Annotated in this window: 13 protein-coding genes and 3 pseudogenes; 3 read left to right on the top strand and 13 right to left on the bottom strand. The window is 64.0% G+C overall.

The annotated features are described in order from the left end of the window. Window positions 1-159: 159 nt before the first annotated feature. Entirely contained in the window at window positions 160-1575 is a 1416-nt protein-coding gene (ccoG, locus tag PLD_RS05500) for a cytochrome c oxidase accessory protein CcoG (RefSeq protein ID WP_159890589.1), read from the bottom strand. Window positions 1576-1782: 207 nt separating this feature from the next. After that, window positions 1783-2016, bottom strand: a complete 234-nt coding sequence (locus tag PLD_RS05495) for a DUF3203 family protein (protein ID WP_159890587.1) — start codon at window positions 2014-2016, stop codon at window positions 1783-1785. A gap of 432 nt (window positions 2017-2448) precedes the next feature. Here PLD_RS05495 and PLD_RS05490 point away from each other — a divergent pair, with 432 nt between their 5' ends. From PLD_RS05490 to glgB, 3 genes are all read left to right on the top strand, one after another. Beyond that, on the top strand, window positions 2449-4443 hold the full coding sequence (locus tag PLD_RS05490; protein WP_159890585.1) for an alpha-1,4-glucan--maltose-1-phosphate maltosyltransferase: 1995 nt from the start codon (window positions 2449-2451) through the stop codon (window positions 4441-4443). Between the two features lie 146 nt (window positions 4444-4589). After that, window positions 4590-7937: a maltose alpha-D-glucosyltransferase gene (treS, locus tag PLD_RS05485; RefSeq protein ID WP_159890583.1), complete on the top strand. Its 3348-nt coding sequence runs from the start codon at window positions 4590-4592 to the stop codon at window positions 7935-7937. Further along, window positions 7937-10180, top strand: coding sequence for a 1,4-alpha-glucan branching protein GlgB (gene glgB / locus PLD_RS05480; protein ID WP_159890581.1), 2244 nt, complete (start codon window positions 7937-7939; stop codon window positions 10178-10180). Before treS ends, glgB begins: the two co-directional genes overlap by 1 nt. Here glgB and PLD_RS05475 read toward each other — a convergent pair. The 11 genes and pseudogenes from PLD_RS05475 to PLD_RS31020 form a co-directional block, all read right to left on the bottom strand. Next, a complete protein-coding gene (locus PLD_RS05475; protein ID WP_159890579.1) occupies window positions 10167-10925 on the bottom strand; it encodes a PIG-L deacetylase family protein in 759 nt (252 codons plus the stop codon). The two genes, glgB and PLD_RS05475, sit on opposite strands and share 14 nt — an antisense overlap. Before the next feature lie 285 nt (window positions 10926-11210). Beyond that, complete coding sequence (gene glgX / locus PLD_RS05470; protein ID WP_159890577.1) at window positions 11211-13373, bottom strand: glycogen debranching protein GlgX; 2163 nt, start codon at window positions 13371-13373, stop codon at window positions 11211-11213. Between the two features lie 103 nt (window positions 13374-13476). Then, a complete protein-coding gene (locus PLD_RS05465) occupies window positions 13477-13749 on the bottom strand; it encodes a DUF2934 domain-containing protein (protein ID WP_159890575.1) in 273 nt (90 codons plus the stop codon). Between the two features lie 21 nt (window positions 13750-13770). Further along, on the bottom strand, window positions 13771-16557 hold the full coding sequence (locus tag PLD_RS05460) for a malto-oligosyltrehalose synthase (RefSeq protein WP_159890573.1): 2787 nt from the start codon (window positions 16555-16557) through the stop codon (window positions 13771-13773). Then, a pseudogene (gene malQ, locus PLD_RS05455) lies at window positions 16554-18634 on the bottom strand (4-alpha-glucanotransferase). The gene PLD_RS05460 and the pseudogene malQ overlap by 4 nt, the downstream one beginning before the upstream one ends. After that, window positions 18631-20427, bottom strand: coding sequence for a malto-oligosyltrehalose trehalohydrolase (gene treZ, locus PLD_RS05450; RefSeq protein ID WP_159890571.1), 1797 nt, complete (start codon window positions 20425-20427; stop codon window positions 18631-18633). Before treZ ends, malQ begins: the two are co-directional and overlap by 4 nt. Window positions 20428-20440: 13 nt before the next feature. After that, entirely contained in the window at window positions 20441-22009 is a 1569-nt protein-coding gene (gene glgA / locus PLD_RS05445) for a glycogen synthase GlgA (protein ID WP_159890569.1), read from the bottom strand. A gap of 506 nt (window positions 22010-22515) precedes the next feature. Next, complete coding sequence (locus PLD_RS05440) at window positions 22516-22953, bottom strand: YqaA family protein (RefSeq protein WP_159890567.1); 438 nt, start codon at window positions 22951-22953, stop codon at window positions 22516-22518. After that, window positions 22950-23399, bottom strand: a complete 450-nt coding sequence (locus PLD_RS05435; protein WP_159890565.1) for a DUF411 domain-containing protein — start codon at window positions 23397-23399, stop codon at window positions 22950-22952. Before PLD_RS05435 ends, PLD_RS05440 begins: the two co-directional genes overlap by 4 nt. A 337-nt stretch (window positions 23400-23736) precedes the next feature. Then, a pseudogene (locus PLD_RS31025) lies at window positions 23737-24267 on the bottom strand (methyl-accepting chemotaxis protein); the annotation flags it as partial. Between the two features lie 330 nt (window positions 24268-24597). Then, window positions 24598-25668 (bottom strand): annotated as a pseudogene (locus tag PLD_RS31020) (cache domain-containing protein); the annotation flags it as partial. Window positions 25669-26068: the final 400 nt, after the last annotated feature.

Genomic DNA, 26068 nt, shown 5'->3' with positions numbered 1-26068 from the left:
TGCGGGGCAAGATCCAGTCTGGTCATCGGGTCTGGGGGTTCAGGGGGGCGAGTGGGTCGGGGGCTCGACGGCCATGGAGTTGCCCATGGCGACGTCGAGTACAGGATTCCCGTGGCCCAGGGACGCAAGCAGGCTCCCTCGCCACGGCATTCTAGAGGCTCAGCGGTTCATCGGTGCGACAAAACGGCTTTTAGCGACCGCATAGACGCTCGGGTCATCGCTGTCGGCGACTTTGAAGCTGATGGCCTGGGAACTGCTTTGCGCTTTCTCGCTGGTCATCGCCACCGAGACCGGCAGGTCGGTGATTTCCCCCGGGGCCAGGCTCAGTTCGGTCTTGCCCTGCAGCTCGAAGCCATCGCCATTCACCAGGGCCAGGCGGTACTGCTGGCGTTCCTGGGTCTTGTTGATGATCTTCAGGCTGTAGATGTTCTCGATCTGTCCCAGGGCGTTCTCGCGGAACAGGCCACGGTCCTTGCTTACGTCCAGCGACACCATCGGCCGCTGCACCAGGGCCATGGCCAGGGCGCCGATCATTACCAGCAGCACCGCGCTGTAGCCCACCAGCCGTGGCCGCAGCAGGTGGGTCTTGCCCCCTTGCAGCTCATGTTCCGAGGTGTAGGCGATCAGGCCCCGGGCATAACCCATTTTGTCCATGATCGAATCACAGGCGTCGATACAGGCCGCACAACCGATGCACTCCATCTGCAGGCCGTCGCGGATGTCGATGCCGGTAGGGCAGACCTGCACGCACAAGTGGCAGTCAATGCAGTCGCCCAGGCCGACGTCGGCGGGTTTCACGTCACGCTTGCGCGGGCCGCGACTTTCGCCGCGCGCCGGGTTGTAGGAAATGGTCAGGGTGTCCTTGTCGAACATCACGCTCTGGAAGCGTGCGTAAGGGCACATGTGCATGCACACCGCTTCGCGCAGCCAGCCGGCGTTGATGTAGGTGGCAGCGGCGAAGAACAGCACCCAGAACAGGCTCAGGCCGCCGATCTGCAAGGTCAGCAGCTCTTGGGCCAAGGGACGGATCGGGGTGAAGTAGCCGACGAAGGTCAGACCGGTGAGCAGGCTGATGCCCAGCCACAAGGTGTGTTTCATCGCCCGGCGCGCCAGTTTGTTCAGGCTCCAGGGCGCGGCTTGCAGCTTGATCCGCTGGTTACGCTCGCCTTCGGTGACTTTTTCGCACCACATGAACAGCCAAGTCCATGAGCTTTGCGGACAGGTGTAGCCGCACCACACGCGACCAGCGAACACCGTGATGGCGAACAGGCCGAAGGCGCAGATGATCAGCAGCGCCGAGAGCAGGATGAAATCCTGAGGCCAGAAGGTCGCGCCGAAGATGTGGAACTTGCTGTCGGCCAGGTCCCAGAGCACCGCCTGGCGGCCGCCCCAGTTCAACCAGACCGTGCCGAAGAACAGCAGGAACAGGAAACCCGCGCCGCTCATGCGCAGGGTGCGGAACAGGCCGGTGAAACTGCGGGTGTAAACGTGTTTGTCGGTGGTCTTCGTCTTCATCTGTGTAGGGCGTGAAGGTTCGAAGGTTTCTACTAATCGGACGGGGATTCTTTCGCTCATGGTCGTTCGCTCATCAGCCTCCATCAGGCCGGGCAACTATGACCATGGATCTGTTTGCATAACAGACTCAGGTATTTGATAAAAAACCGTATCAGATGAGCTTTTCCAAGCCCCCTGCGACAACTTGCTGCACCCCTCAAGCACCATCAGGGATGGCCGCAAGCGCCTGCCGCACAGGCGCTTGCGGGGGACCCTGATCCAGATCAGTCAAATCACCGAATCACCATCGGTGGCGCGCAGATAGCGTCGACCGGCGGTAGCGCCTGCTACGGTCAATGCGCCGGCTTGTGCTTCGGTGATGTGGATCCGTTGGCCGGCAACCTCCACCGCGGACATCGGTTTGTCACTGTCGGTGATCACCGTGACGGTGTTGGCGGGCAGGCGTTCATGGAGGGTGTCGGTGTCGAAGTAACAGGTCTGGTTGTCGATGCGCAGGCTCATGGTGGGTGCCTCCTTGGTCTTGCTCAGGTTTGTCGGGGCTTGCCGATCAGAGGGGCGCGCAGGCGGTGCAGTGATCACCACGGGCGGTTTGGTGCCGGGCGGATCGCCTTTGGCTGGCGGGGTGGATCCGGGCGGCTCTTGCTCGGGCAGCGGTGGTGGTTCGCTGGGGCGCAGCTTGGGGCGGGCGATACGCGGATTGGGGGGGCTGCCGGGATCGGGATGTTCATCGAGGATGGCCTCTTTTGTGCTTGCAGTTGCACGGGCTCTTGCGGTGGGGCGGGCCGGCGTGAACTAGATTCCCAGTACTTGAGCGACCAATTGCGCTGAACTTTCGCCAAGGGCTGTGGTTCGGAAACTAAGTGCATTGATTCACCGGGGCCCTGCAAGCCCCACAACCAGAGCGTCGAAGACGTGTGAAAGGGGTGATGCTCGATGACTGCAGAGAAATCAACTCAACAGCAATACTCAACGCGTTTGCCCTTGGTCCAGGCCTTGCTGCTGCCGCGCATCGCCATCGAAAGCACCCGCCCGGTGCTCGATGATGGGCAGTTCGCGGTCAAGGCGGTGGCCGGGCAGACGATCGAGGTGGGCTGCAAGGTCTTCAGCGACGGCCACGACAAGTTGGCGGTGAGAGTGCGCTGGCGTACCGAACAGCAAACGCATTGGTACAACCAGGCACTTGAGGAACAGGGCAATGATGGCTGGCTGGGGCGGTTTGCGGTGCCGTCCGTGGGCCGCTACCGGTTCTGTATCGAAGCCTGGATCGATCAGTTCGCCAGCTTCTGCCATGAGCTGGAGAAAAAACACCTGGCCGGGGTGCCGGTAAGCCTGGAACTGCAGGAAGGGCGGCTGCAGGTCGAGCAGGCCGCCGAACGCAGCGAAGGTGCCTTGCGCGAGCAACTGCTGGCGTTGCAGCGGCAGTTGGCCGGTTTGCTGGAAACCGAACAGGTGGCGTTGTTGCTCAGTGACAGCAGCGCGCGACTGATGGCCGAGGCCGACCAGCGTCCCTACCTGAGCCTGAGCCCCGAATACCCCGTGGACGTGGAGCGTGAACGGGCGCAGTTTGCCAGTTGGTACGAGCTGTTTCCGCGCTCGGTCACCGATCATCCCGGTCGCCACGGCACTTTCGATGATGTGCACTCTCGGCTGTCGATGATCCGTGACATGGGGTTTGATGTGCTGTACTTCCCGCCCATCCACCCCATCGGCCGCCGTTACCGCAAGGGCCGCAACAACGCACTCAGCGCCGGACCGGACGACCCCGGCAGCCCTTATGCCATTGGCAGCGAGGAGGGCGGTCACGAGACCATCCATCCGCAGTTGGGCAGTCGCGAAGACTTTCGCCGGCTGGTGGCCGCCGCCGCCGACCACGGCCTGGAGATCGCCCTGGATTTTGCCATTCAGTGTTCTCAGGACCATCCCTGGCTCAAGCAGCATCCGGGCTGGTTCAACTGGCGCCCGGACGGCACCATCAAATACGCCGAGAACCCGCCGAAGAAGTACCAGGACATCGTCAATGTCGACTTCTATGCCGCCGAGGCCATTCCCAGCCTGTGGCTGGAACTGCGAGACATCGTGGTCGGCTGGGTTAAGGAGGGGGTGACGCTGTTTCGCGTCGACAACCCGCACACCAAGCCGCTGCCGTTCTGGCAATGGCTGATTGCCGACGTGCGCGCCCAGTACCCGCAGGTGATCTTCCTCGCCGAAGCCTTCACCACCCCGGCGATGATGGCGCGCCTGGGCAAGGTCGGGTACTCCCAGAGCTACACCTATTTCACCTGGCGCAACACCAAGAGCGAGCTGGCCAGCTATTTCAGCGAACTCAATCAGTCGCCCTGGCGCGAGTGCTTCCGGCCGAACTTCTTCGTTAACACCCCGGACATCAACCCAGGGTTTCTGCATCACTCGGGGCGTCCCGGGTTTCTGATCCGCGCAGCGCTGGCCACCATGGGCTCGGGGCTGTGGGGCATGTATTCGGGGTTCGAGCTGTGCGAGGCGGCGCCGGTGCCGGGTAAGGAGGAGTACCTGGATTCGGAGAAGTACGAGATCCGCCAGCGGGATTTCAGCGCGCCGGGCAACATCATTGCCGAGATCGCCCAACTCAACCGCATCCGTCGGCAGAACCCGGCGCTGCACAGCCACCTAGGGCTCAAGCTGTACAACGCCTGGAACGACCAGATCCTGTACTTCGGCAAGCGCAGCGCCGAGGGCGACAACTTCGTACTGGTGGCCGTCAACCTCGACCCATTTAACGTCCAGGAGGCGCACTTCGAGTTGCCGCTGTGGGAAATGGGCCTGCCTGACGAGGCCCAGACCCAGGGCGAAGACCTGATGAACGGCCACCGCTGGACCTGGTACGGCAAGACCCAATTCATGCGCCTGGAACCGGCCCAGCCCTTCGGTATCTGGCGCATCACCCCGGGGTAGGTGGCGACTGGGCGACGACGGGCCCCGCGCGGCGCCGGCCGACGCCTGCGCTGCCACGCTCGCTTCTAGGCGAGACGCGGTGGCGATAGTCGTCGCGGGTTCCGGCAAGCGGGCCCCGCATCATTCATTTTCTTTTAGGAGTCGACATGGCCAAGAAACCCCGCTCAGCGACCTTTATCAAGGACCCGCTGTGGTACAAGGACGCGGTGATTTACCAGGTGCATGTGAAGTCCTATTTCGATTCCAACAACGACGGAATCGGCGATTTTCCCGGGCTGATCGCCAAGCTCGACTACATCAAGGACCTGGGGGTCAACACCATCTGGCTGTTGCCGTTCTACCCCTCGCCGCGCCGCGATGACGGCTACGACATTGCCGAGTACCGCGGGGTCAGCCCGGACTACGGCACCCTGGCCGATGCCCGGCGCTTCATCGCCGAGGCCCACAAGCGTGAGCTGCGGGTGATCACCGAACTGGTGATCAATCACACCTCCGATCAACACCCCTGGTTTCAGCGGGCCCGCAAGGCCAAGCCGGGTTCGGCGGCGCGCAACTTTTACGTGTGGTCCGACGACGAGCAGAAATACGCCGGCACGCGGATCATCTTTCTCGACACTGAAAAGTCCAACTGGACCTGGGACCCGGTGGCCGGCCAGTACTTCTGGCACCGCTTCTACTCCCATCAGCCGGACCTCAACTTCGACAATCCCCAGGTGATGAAAGCGGTGCTTTCGGTGATGCGCTATTGGCTCGACATGGGCATCGATGGCCTGCGCCTGGACGCCATTCCCTACCTGATCGAGCGCGATGGCACCAATAACGAGAACCTTCCCGAAACCCACGATGTCCTCAAGCGGATCCGCGCCGAGATCGACGCTCACTACCCCGATCGCATGCTCCTGGCCGAGGCCAACCAATGGCCGGAAGACACTCAGTTGTACTTTGGACAGAGCCACAAGGGCGACAGCGGCGACGAATGCCACATGGCCTTTCACTTTCCGCTGATGCCGCGCATGTACATGGCCCTGGCCCAGGAGGACCGCTTCCCGATCACCGACATTCTCCGCCAGACCCCGGAAATTCCCGCCAACTGCCAGTGGGCGATCTTCTTGCGTAACCACGATGAGCTGACCCTGGAGATGGTCACCGACAAGGAACGTGACTACCTGTGGAACTACTACGCCGCCGACCGGCGCGCGCGGATCAACCTGGGGATTCGCCGCCGCCTGGCGCCGTTGATGGAGCGTGACCGCCGCCGCATCGAACTGCTCAACAGCCTGCTGCTGTCGATGCCGGGCACGCCGACGCTGTACTACGGCGACGAAATCGGCATGGGTGACAACATCTACCTGGGGGACCGCGATGGCGTGCGCACGCCAATGCAGTGGTCCATCGACCGTAACGGCGGCTTTTCCCGGGCCGACCCGGCGAGCCTGGTGCTACCGCCGATCATGGACCCGCTCTACGGTTATCAGTCGGTCAACGTCGAGACCCAGGCCGGCGATCCTCATTCGTTGCTCAACTGGACCCGGCGCATGCTGGCGGTGCGCAAGCAGTCCAAGGCCTTTGGCCGGGGCAGTTTGAAGATGCTGTCGCCGAGCAATCGGCGGATTCTGGCCTATACCCGGGAATACACCGCGCCCGATGGCAAGCAGGAAATCATTCTCTGTGTGGCTAATGTGTCACGCAGCGCCCAGGCGGCGGAGCTGGACCTGTCGGCGTTCGCCGGCATGGTGCCGGTAGAGATGCTCGGCGGTAACGCCTTTCCGCCTATTGGCCAGTTGCATTTTCTCCTGACCCTGGCGCCTTACGGCTTCTACTGGTTTGTTCTGGCGGCGGAAAACCAGATGCCCAGTTGGCATGTCGAGCCGGCCCAGGCCCTGCCGGACTTCACCACCCTGGTGCTGAAAAAGCGCCTCGAAGAATTGCTCGAAGCGCCGTCGCGCACCACCTTGGAGCACAACGTCCTGCCCAACTGGCTGCCCAAGCGGCGCTGGTTTGCCGGCAAGGACTGCGCCATCGAGCACGCTCGTATCGTCTACGGGGTGCGCTTCGGTGATCCGCAGCATCCGGTACTGCTGAGCGAAATCGAAGTCTCCAGCGAGGGGCAAAAGCACTGTTATCAATTGCCGTTCGGCCTGCTCGCTGAAGATCAGATCAGCGCCGCCTTGCCCCAGCAACTGGCCATGGCCCGGGTGCGCCGCGGACGTCAGGTGGGGCTGATCACCGACGCCTTCGCCCTCGACAGCTTCGTGCGCAACGTACTGCTGGCCTTGCAGGCACAGACCTGCGTGGACAGCAGCGAAGGCCAGCTCCGTTTTGCGGGCAGCGAGCGTTTGGCTGAACTGGGCCTGCACGGCGAGTCGGAGGTGCGCTACCTGTCGGCGGAGCAATCCAACAGCTCCGTGGTGGTCGGCGCCAGCCTGGTGCTCAAGCTGATTCGCAAAGTGGCGGGGGGCATTCACCCAGAACTGGAAATGGGGGCTTTCCTGACCGCTGCCGGCTTTGCCCACATCGCTCCGCTGCTGGGCTCGGTGACGCGCCGCGATGAGCACGGCGAGGATCATCTGCTGATGATCGCCCAGGGCTACCTGAGCAATCAGGGCAATGCCTGGGAATGGACTCAGAACAACCTGGAACGGGCGATCCGCGATGAACAGGCCGATGCCATGTCCGAACAGGATCAACACTACAACGCCCTCGGCGAGCTCAAGGATTTTGCCGCGCTGCTGGGACGGCGCCTGGGCGACATGCACATGCTGCTGGCGGCCCCCAGCGACAACCCGGATTTCGCCCCCCAGGTCAGCAGTGTCAAGGACACCCAGGCCTGGAATCGTCAGGTGGCCGAGCAACTGGAACGCGGGTTGCAACGGCTCAAGCAACGCCAGAGCGAGCTCAGCCCCGGCGATCAACAGCAGGTCAAGCGATTGTTGCAGCACAAGGTGCAGATCCTCGGTTACATCCAGCAGCTGGCCGAACAGCTGGTGGGCGGTTTGCGTATCCGCGTGCATGGCGACTTGCACCTGGGCCAGGTGCTGGTGATCAAGGGCGATGCCTACTTGATCGACTTCGAGGGCGAGCCGGCGCGGCCGCTGGCCGAACGGCGGGGCAAGCATAGCCCTTACAAAGATGTCTGCGGGGTGCTGCGTTCTTTCGATTACGCCGCGGCCATGGCCCTTGAAACGTCGGTGGTGGATGGCTCGCACAGCGCCGAGGTGGCTCGCCGGCGAGTGGTCAGGCGCTACCTCGAAGAAGCGCGACAGACATTTGTCCAGGCGTATCAGCTGGCGACAGCTAACCTTGCCCATGGCTGGCGGCACCCGACGGCGGCGCAGGCCGCTGTGGCCCTGTTCAGTCTGGAGAAGGCCGCCTATGAGTTGGCCTATGAAGCGGAAAACCGGCCGGCCTGGTTGCACGTGCCGTTGCACGGCCTGGTCGGGCTGTTGAGTGAACTGGAACCCTTTTCCGATCGCGAGCGTGGTGGAGAGCAGTGATGAGTGTCTCGAACAAGGAACAGGGAAAGAACCAACCGGCATTGCTCCCTTCGGCACAGGCCATCGAGGCCTTGGTACGGGCCGAACATCGTGACCCTTTTGCCGTCCTCGGGCCCCATGCAGATGGTGCTGGCGGGCAATTCATTCGTGCCTTTTTACCTGGCGCCCTGAGCGTGCAAGTGCTCGATCGAAGCCAGCAACAGCCGTTCGGCAGCCTTCAGGCCAGCGCGGCGCCGGGTTTGTTCGTCGGGCATTTCCCTACGACCCAGCCCTACGTATTGCGTATTCAATGGGCCGGGGACGAGCAGATCAGTGAAGACCCCTACAGCTTCGGGCCGCTGCTGGGCGAGATGGACCTGTACCTGTTCGCCGAAGGCAACCACCGCGACCTCAGCGCTTGCCTGGGCGCCCAGTTGACCACGGTGGACGCCATCGAGGGCGTGCGCTTCGCGGTTTGGGCGCCGAACGCCCGGCGGGTGTCGGTGGTCGGGGATTTCAACGTCTGGGACGGGCGTCGCCACCCCATGCGTCTGCGTCATCCGTCCGGGGTCTGGGAGTTGTTCATTCCGCGTTTGCAAGCCGGCGAAGCCTACAAATACGAAATTCTCGGGCCCCAGGGCATTCTGCCGCTCAAGGCCGACCCCATGGCCCTGGCCACGCAATTGCCGCCGGACACTGCGTCCAAGGTCGCCGAGCCACTGCGGTTTACCTGGCAGGACGCGTCGTGGATGCAGGCCCGTGGCGAACGCCAGCGGGTGGATGCACCGTTAGCCATCTATGAGCTGCATGTCGGCTCCTGGCAGTGCGAAGTGGATGACCTGGGTGAGGTGGCCCGGCAGTACAGCTGGGCCGAGCTGACGCAGCGGGTGATTCCTTACGTCAAGGATCTGGGCTTCACCCATATCGAGCTGATGCCGATCATGGAGCACCCGTTCGGCGGTTCTTGGGGCTACCAGCCGCTCTCGCAGTTCGCCCCCAGCGCCCGCTACGGCACGCCGCGGGACTTTGCCGCCTTTGTCGACGCCTGTCACCAGGCCGAGATCGGCGTGATCCTCGACTGGGTGCCGGCGCATTTCCCTACCGACGCCCACGGCCTGGCGCACTTCGATGGCACCGCGCTGTATGAATACGGCAATCCGTTGGAGGGCTTTCATCAGGATTGGGACACCTTGATTTACAACCTCGGGCGCACCGAGGTCCACGGTTTCATGTTGGCTTCGGCGTTGCACTGGCTCAAGCATTTCCATGTCGACGGTCTGCGGGTGGATGCGGTGGCCTCGATGCTCTACCGCGACTATTCGCGCAAGGCCGGCGAGTGGGTGCCGAACCGCCATGGCGGTCGCGAAAACCTGGAAGCCATCGATTTTTTGCGTCACCTCAACGACGTAGTGTCCCTGGAGGTCCCTGGCGCGCTGGTGATCGCCGAAGAATCCACTGCCTGGCCCGGCGTCAGCCAGCCCACTGACCAGGGCGGCCTGGGCTTCGCCTATAAATGGAACATGGGCTGGATGCACGACTCCCTGCATTACATTCAGCAGGACCCGATGTACCGCGCCCATCATCACAACGAACTGAGCTTCGGCCTGATGTACGCCTGGTCCGAGCGTTTCATCTTGCCGATCTCCCACGACGAAGTGGTGCACGGCAAGCATTCGCTGATCGACAAGATGCCCGGCGACCGCTGGCAGAAATTCGCCAACCTGCGGGCCTACCTGAGTTTCATGTGGACCCATCCGGGCAAGAAGCTGCTGTTCATGGGGTGTGAGTTCGGCCAGTGGCGCGAGTGGAACCACGACCAGCAACTGGACTGGTACCTGCTGCAATACCCCGAGCACCGGGGCGTGCAGCAACTGGTGGCGGACCTCAACCGGCTGTACCGCGAGTTTCCCGCGCTGCATGACCAGGACGACGTGCCCCAGGGCTTTCAGTGGTTGATTGGTGATGATGCGATCAACAGCGTGTATGCCTGGTTGCGCTGGAGCCAGTGCGGCGAGCCGTTGCTGGTGGTGGCCAACTTCACCCCGGTGCCGCGGCCGGCGTATCGCGTCGGCGTGCCGGTGGCGGGACGCTGGAGCGAACTGCTCAACAGTGATTCACAGTTGTACGCCGGCTCCAACTACGGCAACGGCGGCGAGGCTTTCAGCGAAGAGCAGATCAGCCATGGCCAGTTGCAGTCTCTGGTGCTCAACCTGCCGCCGCTGGCGGTGCTGATCCTGCGTCCCGAGCGGCCTACATCAGGATGATTTCGTAAGGCATGCGCAGCCGCTCAAGCAACACCGGGGACAACGAAGGTTCGAGGCCGATTTCCGGTTCGCCCTGCAATTGGCTGGCATAGGCGTGGGCGGCATGGCGCTTGCGGGCCACGGTCCAGGTGTCCAGGCGCAGCTTGCGCGCCCGCTCCCAGGGGATCTGGTGCTCTTCGCGGGGCGCCCAGTGCCAGGCCCAGATCGGCACTTCATGAAACTGCGCGCCGGCGGCGGCGGCGGCCTTGGCGGTGGCGCGGCCCACGGCTTCGTGATCGGGGTTGCCGTCGTGGCGCCAGGTGCTGAACACCACATCGTCGGGGCGCAGGTAGCGGGTGATGAAGGGCAACAATTGCTGTTCGCGCTCGGCCAGGGCACTGTCGGTAAAGCCGCCGCGGATCCATTTCAGGCTGTGCAGCGGCAACCCCAGGCGGCGCAGGGCCTCGGCGCTTTCCTGGGGCCGAAAGACACTCAGGCGGCGCTTGGGCCATACCTGCGAACCAGGGTGGCTGGCGCTGCCGTCGCTGATGGAAATCAATTGCAAGGGGTGGCCGTGATGCGCAAGCACTTGCAGCAGGCCGCCGTTGGCGATCACTTCGTCACCGGGGTGGGGGGAAACGATCACGGCTCGGGCACCGGGCGGAACCAGGTTGGCGAGGCCGATGGCCGGAACGTCGGCCAGCCGGTGGGCGCTGTTCCAGATCTGACTGGGCCAGCGGTTGTCTGTTACAGATATGGCTTTCATGAGGTGTCACATCCCTGTTCCCGGGCTGCGGGCGAAGGCAAGTCAACGCAGCCCTGTGTTCGCACGCACGCTGACTCCATGGCTCCTGCCTCAGCGCGTAGTACCGGTGCTCCAGAACCCTGGAACGCCGTCATGCAGCGCAATCATAACCAGCCCGACGCCTCCTACACAGAGACACAGGTCAATCTGTCGATTGCGATCCTTGCTTAAGGTTAGACGCAAATTCCTGCGCGGCCGGCCCTTCTGACGAACGCCTAGTTACCGAACGGCGGTGGCGCAACGTCTTCAGTCGTCTTCCTCATGCTGCAGCTCGAAGAACAGTAGCGAGCGGCCGGTCACCGAGTAGGGGTGGCCGAAGGCAAAGCGTTCCTGGCCCCGCACCGCCGGCTGATTGGTGTCGAGCATGCAGGTCCAGAACTCCCCGGCGGGGACCTGCGGCAGGCAGAAATTGACGATGTCGTGGTGCGCGTTGACCACCAGCAACACGGTGGCGTCGGCCCCGGGACGGCGGATACCGGTCTCCTGGGCTCGGCCATCGAGGAGCATGCCCAAACAGCGGCCGTGGGCGTCCTGCCAGTGTTCGGTGGTCATCTCGCTGCCGTCCGGGGCCAGCCAGGTGACGTCCTTGACCCCGATGTCCTCGTTGTAGTTGCCCACCAGAAAGCGTCCGCGGCGCAGGATCGGGTAGCTCAGGCGCAGCTTGATCAGGCGTTTGACGAACTTGAGCAGCGACTTGCCGTCGGCATCCAGGTGCCAGTTGACCCAGCCGATCTCGCTGTCCTGGCAGTAAGCATTGTTGTTGCCGTGCTGGGTGCGGGCGAACTCGTCGCCGGCCACCATCATCGGCGTGCCTTGGGCCAGCAGCAGGGTAGCGAAGAAATTGCGCATCTGGCGCAGGCGCAGGGCGTTGATCTCGGGGTCGTCGCTGGGGCCTTCGACACCGTGGTTCCAGGACAGGTTGTGATTGCTGCCGTCCTGGTTGTCTTCGTCGTTGGCCTGGTTGTGCTTGTCGTTGTAGGACACCAGATCGTGCAGGGTGAAACCGTCGTGGGCGGTGACAAAGTTGACTGAGGCGTAGGGTCGCCGGCCGCGCTGGTTGAACATTTCGCCAGAGGCGGTCATGCGCCCGGCAAAGTCTGCCAGTTGGCCGTCATCGCCTTTCCAGAAGGCCCGCACGGTGTCGCGGAAGCGGTCGTTCCACTCCACCCAGCCCGGTGGGAAGTTGCCCACCTGATAGCCGCCGGGGCCACAATCCCAGGGTTCGGCGATCATTTTTACCTGGCGCAGCACTGGGTCTTGGCGGCAGGCCACGAGGAAGCTGTGGCGCTCGTCGAAACCGTCGTGGTAACGCCCGAGAATGGTCGCCAGGTCGAAGCGGAACCCGTCCACGTGCATTTCCGTGGCCCAGTAGCGCAGGGAGTCGGTGACCATCTGCAGCACGCAGGGATGGCTCAGGTCCAGGGTGTTGCCAGTGCCGGAATCGTTGATGTAGAAGCGCTTGTCGTCGGGCATCAGGCGGTAGTAGGAGGCGTTGTCGATACCGCGCATGGACAGGGTCGGGCCTTGCTCGTTGCCTTCGGCGGTGTGGTTGTAGACCACGTCCAATAGCACCTCCAGCCCAGCCTCGTGCAGGTGCGCGACCATTTCCTTGAATTCGGCGATCTTGCCGCTGGCCAGGTAGCGCGGGTCCGGGGCGAAGAAGGCGATGCTGTTGTAGCCCCAGTAGTTGGTCATGCCCTTGTGCAGCAGGTGCTGGTCGTTGACAAAGGCATGGATCGGCAGCAGCTCAACCGAGGACACCCCGAGTTTGCGGATGTGCTCCAGCACGTCGTCCACCATCAGCCCGGCGAAGGAGCCCCGTAGGTTTTCCGGCACCGCGGGGTGGCGCATGGTGAAACCGCGCACGTGGGTCTCGTAGATGATGGTTTTGTCCCAGGGCACGCTGACGCGCTGATCGTGGCCCCAGGTGTGGGCGGGGTCGATGACTTTGCATTTGGGCACGAAAGGCGCGCTGTCGCGCTCGTCGAAGCTGAGGTCGGCGTCGGGGTGGCCGATGGTGTAGCCGAACAGCGCCTCGGACCATTTCAATTGCCCCACCAACTGTTTGGCATACGGGTCGATCAACAGTTTATTGGGGTTGAAGCGGTGGCCGTTGGCCGGGTCGTAGGGCCCGTACACCCGGTAGCCGTAGATCAGCCCCGGGTGGGCATCGGGCAGGTAGCCGTGGAAGATCTCGTCGGTGTATTCCGGCAGTTCGATGCGTTCGACTTCAATGTCCCCGGTGTCGTCGAACACACAGAGTTCGACCTTGGTGGCGTTGGCCGAGAACAGGGCGAAGTTGACGCCCAGGCCGTCCCAGGTGGCGCCGAGAGGAAAGGGCAGGCCCTCACGGATCCGTGAGGGTTCGCTTTGGTGTGTGGGCGCTGGGGGCTGCTTGGGGTTGCTCATGGTTGCTCCTGCAAGAAAATCTGCGGGCACGCCGAGGGCCATGTCGGGGCGTGCGCCGCCTCTGTGGCGCAGGGGCGCGCCACGGGGTCAGTGCGAAGCGCGCTCAGATGGTTGGCGGCTTGCGCGGGGCTCGGGGTTTCTTCGTGGGTTGCGGCTTCTCGCCCGGTGGCACCACTACGGCGGCGCTCGATTTGGCCTTGGGCTTGGCGGCGGGCTTGGCCTTGGCGACCTTGGGCGCTTTGCTGGGCGCCAGGGCCTCGGCTTCGGCGAGCTTGCGCGCCATGTCCCAGTGTCGCGCCTCCTGACCGTCGGGCTTACCTTCCGATTCCCAGATCTGATAGGCGAATTCACGAATGCGTTTGTCGTCGGTACTCATCGCAATGCTCCTGGACTGAACTCAATGTTGGATCAAAAGGTTGAGTGGAAAGTCTTGCAATACGGCACTGATCAGCAACTCCTTTTGGGGGGAGATGGCCCCGGTGGAAAAAAGCCCATTCAGGTTGCGGCCCGAATCGGCGAAGGGCAATTGCACCCGGGTATCGCCCCACAACCGCGCATCGAACCGCGGCTGTGGGCTGTCTTTCAGCCAGTGCGCAACGTGAATCGGCACAATCACCAGGGCCCGTTGCTGCAGGTGCTCGCGCATGAACGCCACCACCCGGCCGGCTTGCTCGCCGACCACCGGCAAACGCAGGTAACGGCCCCGGCGAAACAGTTCCGGGTACTGGCGGCGCAGCCCCAGGGTACGGGTGATCAGGCCCTGCTTGAGCGCGCCGTCACGCCACTGCGCAAGCCATTCGCGCGGGGTGCGCAGGCTGTCCAGCGAACGTTGCCGGGCGGGGTAGTCCACGGGGCGGCGGTTGTCCGGGTCCACCAGGCTCAGGTCCCAGAACTCGTTGCCCTGGTACAGGTCCGGCACGCCGGGCACGGTCATGCGCAGCAGCGTTTGCGCCAGGCCGTTGAGGGCGCCGGCCGGGGCGATGGCGTTGGCCGCCGCCGCGATCGACTGGCGTAAGGCCAGGCCTTGGGGCGAGCACAGCAGGGCCTCGACAAAGGCCTGCACCGCTTGCTCGTATTGAAGATTCGGCGCTGCCCAACTGCTTTGTAACTTGGCTTCGCGCAGGGCCTTGAGCTGCCATTGTCCGATCCGTTGCGCGTAGCGTTCCAGGGCCGCTTGATCCTCGGTCTCCAGCGCCAGGGGCCAACTGCCCAGCAAGGTCTGGTAGAGGATCAGTTCATCGCCTGCCGAAGGTGCCTCCGGGCTTTGGCGCAAGGGTGTTGCCAGCGCTCGCCAGTGGTGCACCTGCTCGACGTACCATGGCGCGCGCTCGCTGAGCACCGCCAAGCGTGCGCGGCTGTCTTCGCCCCGTTTGTGGTCGTGGGTGGCAGTGGCCAGCAGGTTGTCGGGAAAATCCCTCAGACGTTGCTCGCAGGCGCTGTGAAAGGCTGCTACCGGGGCACTGAAGCACTCGGTGTTGAAGCCCACGTCGTTGCGTGCCAGGAGCACCGCGCTGCGGTAGAACGCGGTGTCTTCCACGGCTTTGGCGGCGGCAGGCGAGGTCAGTTGCTGAAAGCGCACGCAGGCATGACGCAGTAGCTTGCGGCCACGCCCCGGTGGCTGTTGGCGCCAACCTTGGCCGCCGAGCCAGCGTTCAAGGTAATCGAGCACCGGCCAATCGGCCTCGCTCAAGCGGCCTCGGGCTCCCTCCAGGGCCTGCAGGAAGAACCGCTGATCTTGCGGGCCACGGCCGCTGGCGCTGACGTAGGTGCGGTACACCGCAAAGTGCACGATCAGCGCTTGCAGGGCGCGGCGGATGGCGCCCAGGGTCAGGTCGCGGCTCATCAAGTCCAGTCGCGCCACTTGCAACAGGGCCTGGGCCACGCTTTCAAAGTCGCCGGCCAGGGAGCCGTTGAGCATCTGCTGGCGCGCCAGCAGCGCTTCTTCGCTGAAATCGGCGGTGCGCTGGCTGTGCTGGCTCCACAGCGCCGCCAGCAGCGGCTGGCCGGCGGGCGCCTGTTGCAACAGCGATAGCTGGTTCATGAATTCGTAGCCGGTGCTGCCGTCCACGCCCCAGTCCCGGGGCAGGGTCTCACCGTCGCCGAGGATCTTTTCGACGAAAATTGGCAGGTGCTGGCCGGGCCGCAGGCGGTCGACCCGACGCCGCAGCTTGCGGCAATAGCCTCGTGGGTCGGCGAGGCCGTCGATGTGGTCGATGCGCAGGCCATCCACCAGGTGTTCTTCGATCAACTGGAAGATCTTGGCGTGAGTGGCCTCGAACACCGCCGGTCGCTCGACCCGCAACCCGCCCAGTTCATTGACGTCGAAGAAGCGCCGCCAGTTGATGTCATCGGCGGCGGTGCGCCAACTGGCCAGGCGGTAGCTCTGTTGTTCCAGCAACGCGTGCAGGCGGGCAAAGCCGGCGGGCTGGCGCGAATCATAGCCGTGCAGGTGCGCTTCGACGGCTTGGCGCACCGACGGCTGTTGCAGCAGTTGCGCCAGGGCTTGCTGCAGCGGCTGGGCCTGGGCATGGGCCTCGCTGTTGAAGCGCAGGGCGGCAAAGCCATCGGCCAGGTGTTTCAGTGCGGTGGTTGCCGTGGCGTCCAGCGCGGTCTCCGGCCGCAGCAACTCTGCATAGTCACTGGGGCAGATGGGAAAGCAATGCTCGTAGTGGCTGACATGAAAGCCGCTGAGGTCGTTGTCCAGTTGCAGCTTCAGGCGGCCCTCCTGTAGCGCCACGCCGTAGTCGCAACCGAGAAACGGCAGCAGCAACTGGCCTTCCATCAAGGGGTCTGGCGAGTGCCACTGGATATCGAAAAACGCCCCATAAGGACTCAGGCGCCCCCAGCGCAGCAGGTCCAGCCACCAGGGATTGTCAGCGCCACCCACTGCCATGTGGTTGGACACGATGTCGAGGATCAGCCCCATGTCATGCTGCCGCAGGGCCGCCACCAGGCGCCGCAGGGCCGCTTCGCCGCCCAGCTCCGGGTTGACCCGGGTCGGATCGACCACGTCATAACCGTGCAGCGAGCCGGGCCGGGCGCACAGCAGCGGCGAGGCGTAGACATGGCTGATGCCGAGTCGGGCGAAGTAAGGCACCAGGGGCACCGCCTGATCGAGGGTGAAGCCTTGGTGAAATTGCAGGCGCAAGGTGGCGCGCAGCAGTGCAGCGCAGTGCAGGCTCATCGGTCACGCTCAAGGGCTTGTTGCCGGGCGCAGGCCAGCAGCTCCAGGCGCCGGGCGGCATCGCTGTCGTCGAGCAAGCGCTGGCTCGCGGTAGTCAGGCGGCGGCGCCAGTTGGGGTGGCTGTCTAGGGTGCCGGGCAGGTTGGCCTGCTCGTCGATGCCCAGGGCATCTTCCACGGGCAGCAGCACAGCGGCGCACGGGTATGACCGAGAAAACGCACGCTGGCGTCTACCACCTGATCGGCCTCATCGCATGGCTCGCGGAAATTCTGCGGGTCTTGGGCCAAGGCGTGGCGCAGGCCGTTGCGCTCGCGCTGGCGATGCTCGCGCCACTGCCGCGCGCCGTGTTCGTCGACCAGGCCCAGGCGCAGGTTCCAGTCAATGTCGCGGCCCTGCCACCAGCCGTTGAGGGTGGGCAGATCGTGAGTGCTGGTGGTGGCCAGGGCGTCGTCCGGCCAGTCGAGGATGGGTTTGAAGTGGCAGCCGTGGTCTTGTTCGAACAACAAGACGCGCATGCCGAGGATGCGCCGGGCGGCGAGTTTCTCCCGCAGGCCGTCGGGCACCGTGCCCAGGTCTTCGCCGAGGACGATGGCTTGGTGGCGATGGGACTCCAGGGTCAGCAGGCGCAGCAGATCGTCCACCGGGTATTCAAGGTAGGCGCCTTCGCAGGGCGGCGCTCCCAGGGGAATCACCCACAGCCGCTGCAGGCCCATGACATGGTCGATACGCAAGCCACCGGCATGGGCGAAGTTGGCCCGCAGCATTTCGATGAAGGCGCTGAAGCCGTGACGCTGCAAGCCCTCGGGGGAGAACGCGGCAATGCCCCAGCCCTGGCCCTGGTGATTGAGGATATCGGGCGGCGCGCCCACGGTCAGGGCCGGCAACAGCTGGTCCTGGCGGCTCCAGGCCTGACTGCCAGCACCGTCGGCGCCCACCGCCAGGTCGGCGATCAGGCCGATCCCCATGCCACCACTGTGGGCCGCGCTTTGCGCGCGCTCCAGGCAGCGGGCGATCAGCCACTGGCAGAAGGCATGAAAGCCGATTTCATGGGCCTGCTCTTCGGCGAAGCGGGCCAGAGCCGGGCTTTGCGGGTTGCGCCAGGGTTCCGGCCAGTGCCGCCAGTCGAGGTCTTCGCCACGGGTGGTGCGCTGGGCCAGGATGGCTTCGAAGCGGCAGTGGTTTTCCAGGGCTTGGCCGGCACTCTGGCGGTAGCTGGCAAAATCCTGATGCAAGGGATGGTCGCCGTGGCAAAAGCCTTCATACAAGGCACGCAGTACCTGTTGCTTGGCCAGGGCTACCTGGGTCCAGTCGATCAGCGGGTGCTGCTCCAGTTCCTGTAAATGCTCACCCAGGCCGCAGGCTTCGATGGCGCTGCGCCAGGCACGTTCGCCGAGGATCGCACCGGGAGCGGCATACAGGCTGTTGAGAAACAGCCGGCTGGAGGGTGAATAGGGGCTGTAGCGTTGCGGATCGCAGCTGAACATGGCGTGCAGTGGGCTGATGGCCAGGGCGTCGGCGCCACGTTCGGCGGCGGTGCGGGCCAGATCTTCCAGGGCCTGGGTGTCACCGAAGCCACCATCGCCGGCGCGGCGCAGGCTGTAGAGCTGCACGCTCAGGCCCCAGGCACGCGGGGTTGGCTGATCCACGGCGTCGGCCACGCTGTAGCAATGCTCAGGGGCCACGGCAAGGGTGAAGTGTTCGTGGTGGATTGCCACCTTGTGGTAGCCCACCGGGATCTGCCCTGGCAGCACGCTCTGTGCATCGAGCTGGAGCGCCAGCTCAGCGCCGTCTTCGAGTAGCAGTACGCAGGGGCTGTGCGGGGCGAAGTAACGCGCCAGGTCCAGGCCCTGGCCAACGTCGACGGTCAGCAGCGGCGGCAGGTGTCGGCTGTGTTGCGACTGCTGCAGTTGTTTCAAGCTGTCGGCGATTTGCAGGTCGTTGTCGGCCGGATGACCCAGGCCCGCCAGCACGGCCCGCAACACCCGTGCCTCGACCTTTTGCCCGCGGCCGTTGGCATCGATCCAGTCCACAGCCAGGCCCGCGCGGTTGGCGAGTAGTTCCAGTTGCGCATCGCTCATAGGCGTTCTCCATCAGGGGCGCTCGGGGTGGTCTTGGCGATCAGTTGCACCAGCGCGCTGAAGGCGGGCAGCCAGCCTTCGCGCCAGTGTTCCAAAGTGTGTGGCGGATACTCGAACCACAGTTGCTCGGTGGCCTCGGGCAGCAGGTCGACCCGGTGCGGGCTGAGGTTGAGGTCAATGCGCAGCAGGCTGCCGTCCCCCAGTTGCCAATGGGCACAGAGGGCGCCCTCGGCCAGGACCTGGGCTTGCAAGGCCTGGGCCCCCGGCAGACGGGGGACCAGTTGGCGGTGGCGAATGCGCAGCAGGCCGCGGTACAGCGCGCGGGTGGCTGCGGCCTGCTTGGACTGCGGTTGTGGGCGCGAGGCCTGGAAGGTCGAGGGGGCGTTGGGGTCGGGGATGCGCTGGCGTTGGTCGGCGTCGGCAAAGGCGCGGAACGCGGCGAATTCATTGCGGCGCCCCTCGCGCACGGCATCGGCCAGTGCGTCGTGGTGACTGGTGAAGAACAGGAACGGTTCTTGCGCCGCCACTTCATCGCCCATGAACAACAGTGGAATCATCGGCGACAGCAACAGCAGCACTGTGGCTGCATGCAGGGCCTGGGTCGGTGCTAGTTGATTGAGGCGCTCGCCAAAGGCGCGGTTGCCGATCTGGTCGTGGTTCTGCAAAAACAGCACGAAAGCGCTGGGAGGCAGGTGGCCGCTGGCTTCACCGCGTGCCTCGCCATGGCGATTGGCATGCCCTTGAAAGGCAAAGCCCTGGCTCAGGCAGCGGGCCAGTTGCAAGGTGGGCTGCTCGGCGAAGTCGGCGTAGTAGGCGTCGGTCTCGCCGGTCAGCAGCACATGCAGGGCGTTGTGTCCGTCGTCGTTCCACTGAGCATCGAAGCCTTGTTGCAGCAGGCTGGCCTGGTTGAGTTCGTTTTCCAGGTTAAGCCACACCTGACGCTCCGCCGGTAGCGCCTGGCGCACCCGCTGGGCCAGCTCGATGAGGAAGTCCGGGTCGTCAATGGCATGCACCGCGTCCAGGCGCAAGCCGTCGAAGCGGTACTCCAGCAACCACATCAGTGCGTTGTCGATAAAGAAGTCGCGTACCGGGCGGCGGCGAAAGTCGATCGCTGCGCCCCAGGGGGTGTGCAAGTCGTCGCGAAAGAAGCTTTTGGCGTAGCAATGCAGGTAATTGCCGTCGGGGCCGAAGTGGTTGTAGACCACGTCCAGGATCACCGCCAGCCCCAGGCCGTGAGCGGCGTCGATCAGGGCCTTGAGTTGCTCGGGAGTACCGTAGGAGGCTTCCGGGGCGTAGGGCAGGACCCCGTCGTAGCCCCAATTGCGCTCCCCGGGAAAGTCCGCCAGGGGCATCAGCTCAATGGCCGTCACCCCCAGTTCCACCAGGGCGGGCAGGGCCTCTTGCACCGCCAGGTAGCCTCCCATGACCCCCACGTGCAGCTCGTAGATCACCGCTTGGTGCCAGGGGCGCCCGCGCCATTGCCGGTGTTGCCAAGGGTAGGCGCCGGGGTCGACCACCAGGCTGGGGCCGTGCACGTCATGCTCTTGAGCACGGGAGGCGGGGTCTGGCACTCGGGTCTGGCCGTCGATCATGAAACAGTAACGAGTGCCCGCCGGGCAGTGTGTTTGAACCACGAACCAGCCATCGGCGTGCGCCTGCATTGCCAGTGCTTGGCTGTCGCCAAGTTCGAGGCTGACCGCGCGCGCATCCGGCGCCCACAGGGCGAACCGGGTGTGCTCGGGGTCCAGCATCACGGCCCCGTGGGGGCCGTTGTACGGGGTACTTACGCGCATCTGTTCAGGCCCCTTATGGTCGGGCCGCGTGCCCCAGCGCCTTGGCCACCAGTTGTTCGTAGAGTTCGGCGTAGGGCTCCACCGCCTTGCACCAGTTGAATGGCGCGGCCATGGCTCGGCAGCGCATGGCGTTGAGCAATGCCGGGTAGGCGAACACCTTGAACGCGCGGCTCAGGGCTTCTTGGTAGCTGGCAACGCTGGACTCGTCGAAAAGAAAACCGGTGACGCCGTTCTCGATGGTGTCGGCCAGGCCTCCGGTGTTGCGTGCCACCGGTAGCGAGCCAAAGCGCTGGGCGTACATCTGACTCAGTCCGCAGGGCTCATAGCGCGAGGGCATGAGTAAGAAATCGCTGCCGGCGAACATGCGCCGGGCATCGGTTTCATTGAAGCCGATGTTGACCCCGATGCGTCCGGGGAAGCGCTTGGCCAGCGCACGCATGGACTGTTCTTCTTCCGGCTCGCCACGGCCGATGATGGCGATCTGGCCTCCAGACTCGACGATGAACTCGGCCACCGCTTCGGTGAGGTCCAGGCCTTTTTGATAGACCAGCCGTGATACCACGGCGAACAGCGGGCCGCTGGAGGCGTCGAGGTCGAACATCTGCCGCACGTGGGCGGCGTTGGCCGCTTTGCCGTCCCAGTCGCCGATGCCGAACGGGCAGAACAGGTGCGGGTCGCTGGTGGCGTCCCAGCTTTCGTCGATGCCGTTGGGGATGCCGCTGAGCAGGCCCTGCTGGGTCTTGCTGGCCAGAAAGCCGTCGAGCCCGCAGCCAAAGGCCGGGGTGGTGATTTCCTCAGCGTAGGTGGCGCTGACCGTGGTGATGTGGCTGGCGTAGGCCATGCCCGCCTTGAGAAACGACAGCTTGCCGTAGAACTCCATGCCTTCTTGTTGCAGGGCGTGTTCGGGGATGCCCAGTTCCGGGCAGGAGGCCAGGCTCACCACGCCCTGATAGGCCAGGTTGTGGATGGTGAACAAGGTTGGCGTGCGTTGCCCGCGCCAGTGCATGTAGGCCGGAGCCAGGCCGGCGGGCCAGTCATGGGCGTGCACCAGATCGGGGCGCCAGTGGATTTGCGCCAGATTGGCGGCAATATCGGCGGCGGCCAGTCCCAGGCGGGCGAAGCGAATGTGGTTGTCGGGCCAATCGCGGCCGTTGTTGGCGCCGTAGGGCGTGCCTTCGCGCTCGTAGAGTTCCGGGCAGATCAGCACATAGATCACCAGGCCATCAGGCATGTCCATGCGCCCGATCTTGCAGGCGGGCAACGCTGCGTGGCCGCCCAGTTCGCCGATGATATGGATCGGGTTTTCGCTGTTGAGCACCTGGGGGTAGCCGGGAATCAGCACCCGTACATCGTGCAGGTGGGCCATGGCCCGGGGCAGGGCGGCCGACACGTCGCCCAGGCCACCGGTCTTCACCAGATCGGCAATTTCCGAGGTGACGAACAGCACCCGTTTACGATTGGGGTTCTGACGCGTCAGCGGCAGTACGGTGTTGCCCCCGGTCACTGGAACCGAAAGGGCGGCGCGGTCACCGGCTTGCTGTTGAGGATGCTCTCCCTGAGTGTCCAATACGGCGCTGATCATAGGTCTCTCCCGTCTTATTGATTTGTTCCTGTTTCTCAAGCGGTGCTGTCGGCCAATCCTGCGGCCGGACGCAAAGGCGCCACACATCGTTCAGCCAGAGCTGCTCGAAGCAGCATGCGCAAAGGGTGAGGGGGACATTGCAAGGAATGCACCAGTGGCAACGACCCCACCTTTAACCTGACCTTGGGCCGTCGCGAAAAGTTTCGACTTTTTTAATGCAAAAGTGACCGTCTGGTCACACGGCGAAACCCAGTCTAGGTCAGATCCTAGAGCGGCGCCGGCCGGGGCGGTGGTTTTGTCGAGAGGTCTCGGCGTGCGGCGGATGTGTCCCGACGAAAGGTCGCTCGTGCACCGCGTCGAAGCGTGGTGCACGAGCGCCGGGCCAGAATTCGCTCAAGGCGTGCGTGGGCTTGGTGCAGCCTTCGTTCGAGCTTGCCCAAACAATGGGCAGGGGCAGGGGCAGGGGCAGGGGCCGCTGGCCAATGTACAGGTGCGTGTTGCAGGCCTCAGCCGATCCAGCCTAGGGTGAGCCACGCCAGCACGGCGTAGCGGGCACCCTTGGCCAGGGTGACGATCAGTAGGAAGCGCTTGAGGGGTTCGCCCATGATCCCGGCCACCAGGGTCAGGGGATCGCCGATCACCGGCATCCAGCTCAGCAGCAGCGACCAGTGACCATAACGCTGGTAATGCACCCGGGCCCGTTCCAGGTGGCGCGGGCTGACAGGGAACCAGCGGCGTTCCTTATAACGTTCAAGGCGTTGCCCCAGCCACCAGTTGACCTGGGAGCCCAGCACGTTGCCCGATGTGGCCACCAGCCATAAGCCCAGCACCGCCTGCGGGTCTTTGAGCAGCACGCCCACCAGCAGGGCTTCTGATTGCAAAGGGAGCAGGGTGGCGGCGCCGAACGCCGCCAGGAACAGTCCGAGGTAGGTGCCGAGGATCAATGGGCGGGGTAGTCGGCGATCACCACGTCTTGGCCTTCACGGGTCAGGCCAATGACCTGAAAGGCCTCGGCGCCCATGCCGTCCATTTCCATGCCGGGTGAACCCATGGGCATGCCCGGGGCGGCGATACCCAGCAGGTCGTCGCGTTTGCGCAGGGCCAGCACGTGTTCGGCGGGGACGTGGCCTTCGACAAACTTGCCGTCGATCACGGCGGTGTGGCACGAGCCCAGGCGCGGGGCGACGCCCAGACGCTGCTTGACCGCGCTCATGTTGCTTTCAACATGGTCGGTCACGGCAAAGCCGTTGTCCTGCAAGTGTGCGATCCATTTTTTGCAGCAGCCGCAGTTGGCATCGCGGTGCACGTCAATGGGAATCAAATCAGCGGCCTGGGCCAGGGAGCCGATCAGCAGGGCGGACAGGGCAGTCAGACGCAGGGTGTGTTTCATGGAAGGTCTCGTGTTGATCGAAGGAAGTGCGGCGGGGCCATTGCGGTGTGCCGTGCATTTTTGCGTGTTTTTGCGCTTCGGGAACGGCGCTTGTGTATCAAGGTTATACGAAATCATCGCGGTCATTGCCCGGACTCGGGCCCCTGATGGAGGCCGCACAATGGTGCCTTCTGATCAGTGGCGCAGTGTGTCCAGGCGTTGTTTGAGATTGCTCAGGGCCTGGGCCGAATGTTGCTGCATGCGCGCGCAGTTCAGTCAGGTGCAGATCGGGGGAGTACCCCTGGGGGGCTGAACAAGGTCCCGCCGCCTGGGGGGCACCAGTGGCGGCGGGAGCGGTTTAACGGACGGTGAAGCGGCTCATCAGTTGGCTGACCTGGGCATTGGCCTGCAATAAGCGCTGGGTGTTGCTTTCACCGGCCCGGGCACTTTCCACCAGTTCCTCGACCATGTGTCGGATGCTCACCATGCTGCGGTTGATCTCCTCGGTCACCGCGCTCTGTTGTTCGGCGGCGGTGGCGATCTGGGTGCTGAGGCTGTTGATCTGGTTCACCGAGTCGGCCATCTCGTCCAGGCCGCTGTTGACCCGTGCCGTGGCGTCCGCCGCTGACTGGCAGCTGGCCTGGGTGTTTTCCATGGCGCTGACCGACGTGCTCACGCCCTGGGTCAGGCGCGCGAGCATTTCGTTGATCTGCGAGGTGCTGTCCTGGGTCCGGGCCGCCAGGGCCCGCACTTCATCGGCGACCACGGCGAAACCGCGCCCCTGTTCCCCGGCCCGCGCTGCTTCGATGGCGGCGTTCAGGGCCAGCAGGTTGGTTTGCCCGGCGATGGCACCAATCACCCCCAGCACCTCGGTGATGCGCTGGGCATCAGCTTGCATGGCTTCGACCTTGTGGGTGGCGTCCGCCACTTCGTCGATCAGGGCAATGACGCTGCTGGAGGCTTCGCCCACCACCACCCGGGAGTGTTGCGCGTGCTGGTTGGCACGCTGGGTGAAGTCCGCGGTTTGCGCAGCGTTGGCGGCGACGCTTTCGGCGGTGCTGCTCATTTCGGTAATGGCGGTCACCGTCTGATCGGTCTCCGAAGCGTGGCGCAGCAGGATCTGCTGGCTATGGGCCGAGCTTTGTTGCAACTGCGCGAGGCTGCCAGCCATGGCATCGGTGGCCTGGGTGACTTCACCGATCATGCTTTGCAGGTACTGGATGAAGTGGTTGACCGAGTGGCCGATGGCACCCAGTTCATCCTCGGCGCGAATCACGATGCGTCGGGTCAGGTCGGCGTCGCCAGTGGCCAGGGCGTCGATGTTGCCTTTGAGGACTTTCATCCGCTGCACCAGTTGGCGGATGGCGTAGACCTGCAACAGCACCAGCAAGATCACCATAGGGATCTGCAACAGGCTCAGGGTGCTCAGCACGTCGTCGCGCTGGGCGGTGATCAAGTTCAGGGGCAGGGCGCTGGCGAGGAACCAAGGGGTGCCTTCGATCGCGCGCATAAAGAAGATGCTCGGCACCCCGGCGTTATCGAACTCGACCCGTTGGGCGCCATTGTCGCGACGTTCCAGGGCGGCCTGGACCTGGGCGGCGAAGGGCGAGCCGGCGCTCAGGTCACGGATGTTCTTGAGCACGATCGGGCCATTGATTCGCGAACTGTTGCTGATGATTTTGCCGTCGCCTTCGACGATCAGCATCTGGGCGCTGAGGGCTTGTTCCTGGCGGGCTACCAGGTCGTTGAAGAAGCCCAGGGTCACGTCGATGGTGGATACGCCCCAAGGCTGTCCGTCGCGGCGGATGGCCATGGCGCAGTTGGTTCGCGGTTCGGCGCTGGCGTCATCCTTATAGGCGGCGGCCCAGGCGCACTGGCCGGGCGCGGTCTGCAGGCCGCCCTTGTACCAGGACTGGTCGTAATAGTTGGGCGCTGCCTCGCTGTTCCAGAAGGTGTTGACCACCAGCTTGCCGGAGGCGTCGCGGTGCCAGAAGGTGCTGTGCTTGTTGCGTCCCGGGGTGCGCTGGCCCGGCAGCGGCCAGATGCCGCCACCGAAGACTTTCTGCTCGCCGTACTGGTCCACCAATCCCGGCAGGACCTTATCGATGCTGTCGCTGTCGAGCAGGGGGATGGTCTGGGTGATGCTGCGTTGCTGAGCCTGGACCTTGTTCAACTCGCCCTGGATGTGTTCGGCGACTTCAGCGATACGGTTCAGGGCCACCTGTTCTTCGGTGTTGCGCAACTTGGGGGCCACCAACTGACGGATGCCCACCACCGTGAGGATCAGCATCAAGGCAATGAACAGAACCAGAAAGAGCGTGTAGCGGGCTTGGATCGTACGTAAAGCAGACATGGGGCCAGTCCTTACCAAGTGTTTTTATTGTGCTGTCGCGGGGATTCTTATCGGGGATTCAGCGGGATAAGGCGCGATTCTCAAGTGTTTTGGGACGATCGTGCAATAAAAAATGCAGGCAAGGGGGACGATGTCGCGGGCGGATCTAGCGCAAAAGGCCAGGTCACGACCTGACGTGCTCATCGAACTGCGGGTTGCGGGCTGAAAAATCACAGTCTGGCGCCCTGAAAAACGCTGTGGCCCTTTAAAAACGGGCGTTGCCTTGATTGTGTCGAGAATGTACGGAAATTGTAATCTCAGGACATAAACCATTGTTGAGCGGTGTATCGGCGTTGAT

The organism is Pseudomonas sp. LD120 (assembly GCF_009861525.1).
Taxonomy (GTDB): Bacteria; Pseudomonadota; Gammaproteobacteria; order Pseudomonadales; family Pseudomonadaceae; genus Aquipseudomonas.
This window is presented reverse-complemented; position numbering and strand designations above follow the sequence as displayed.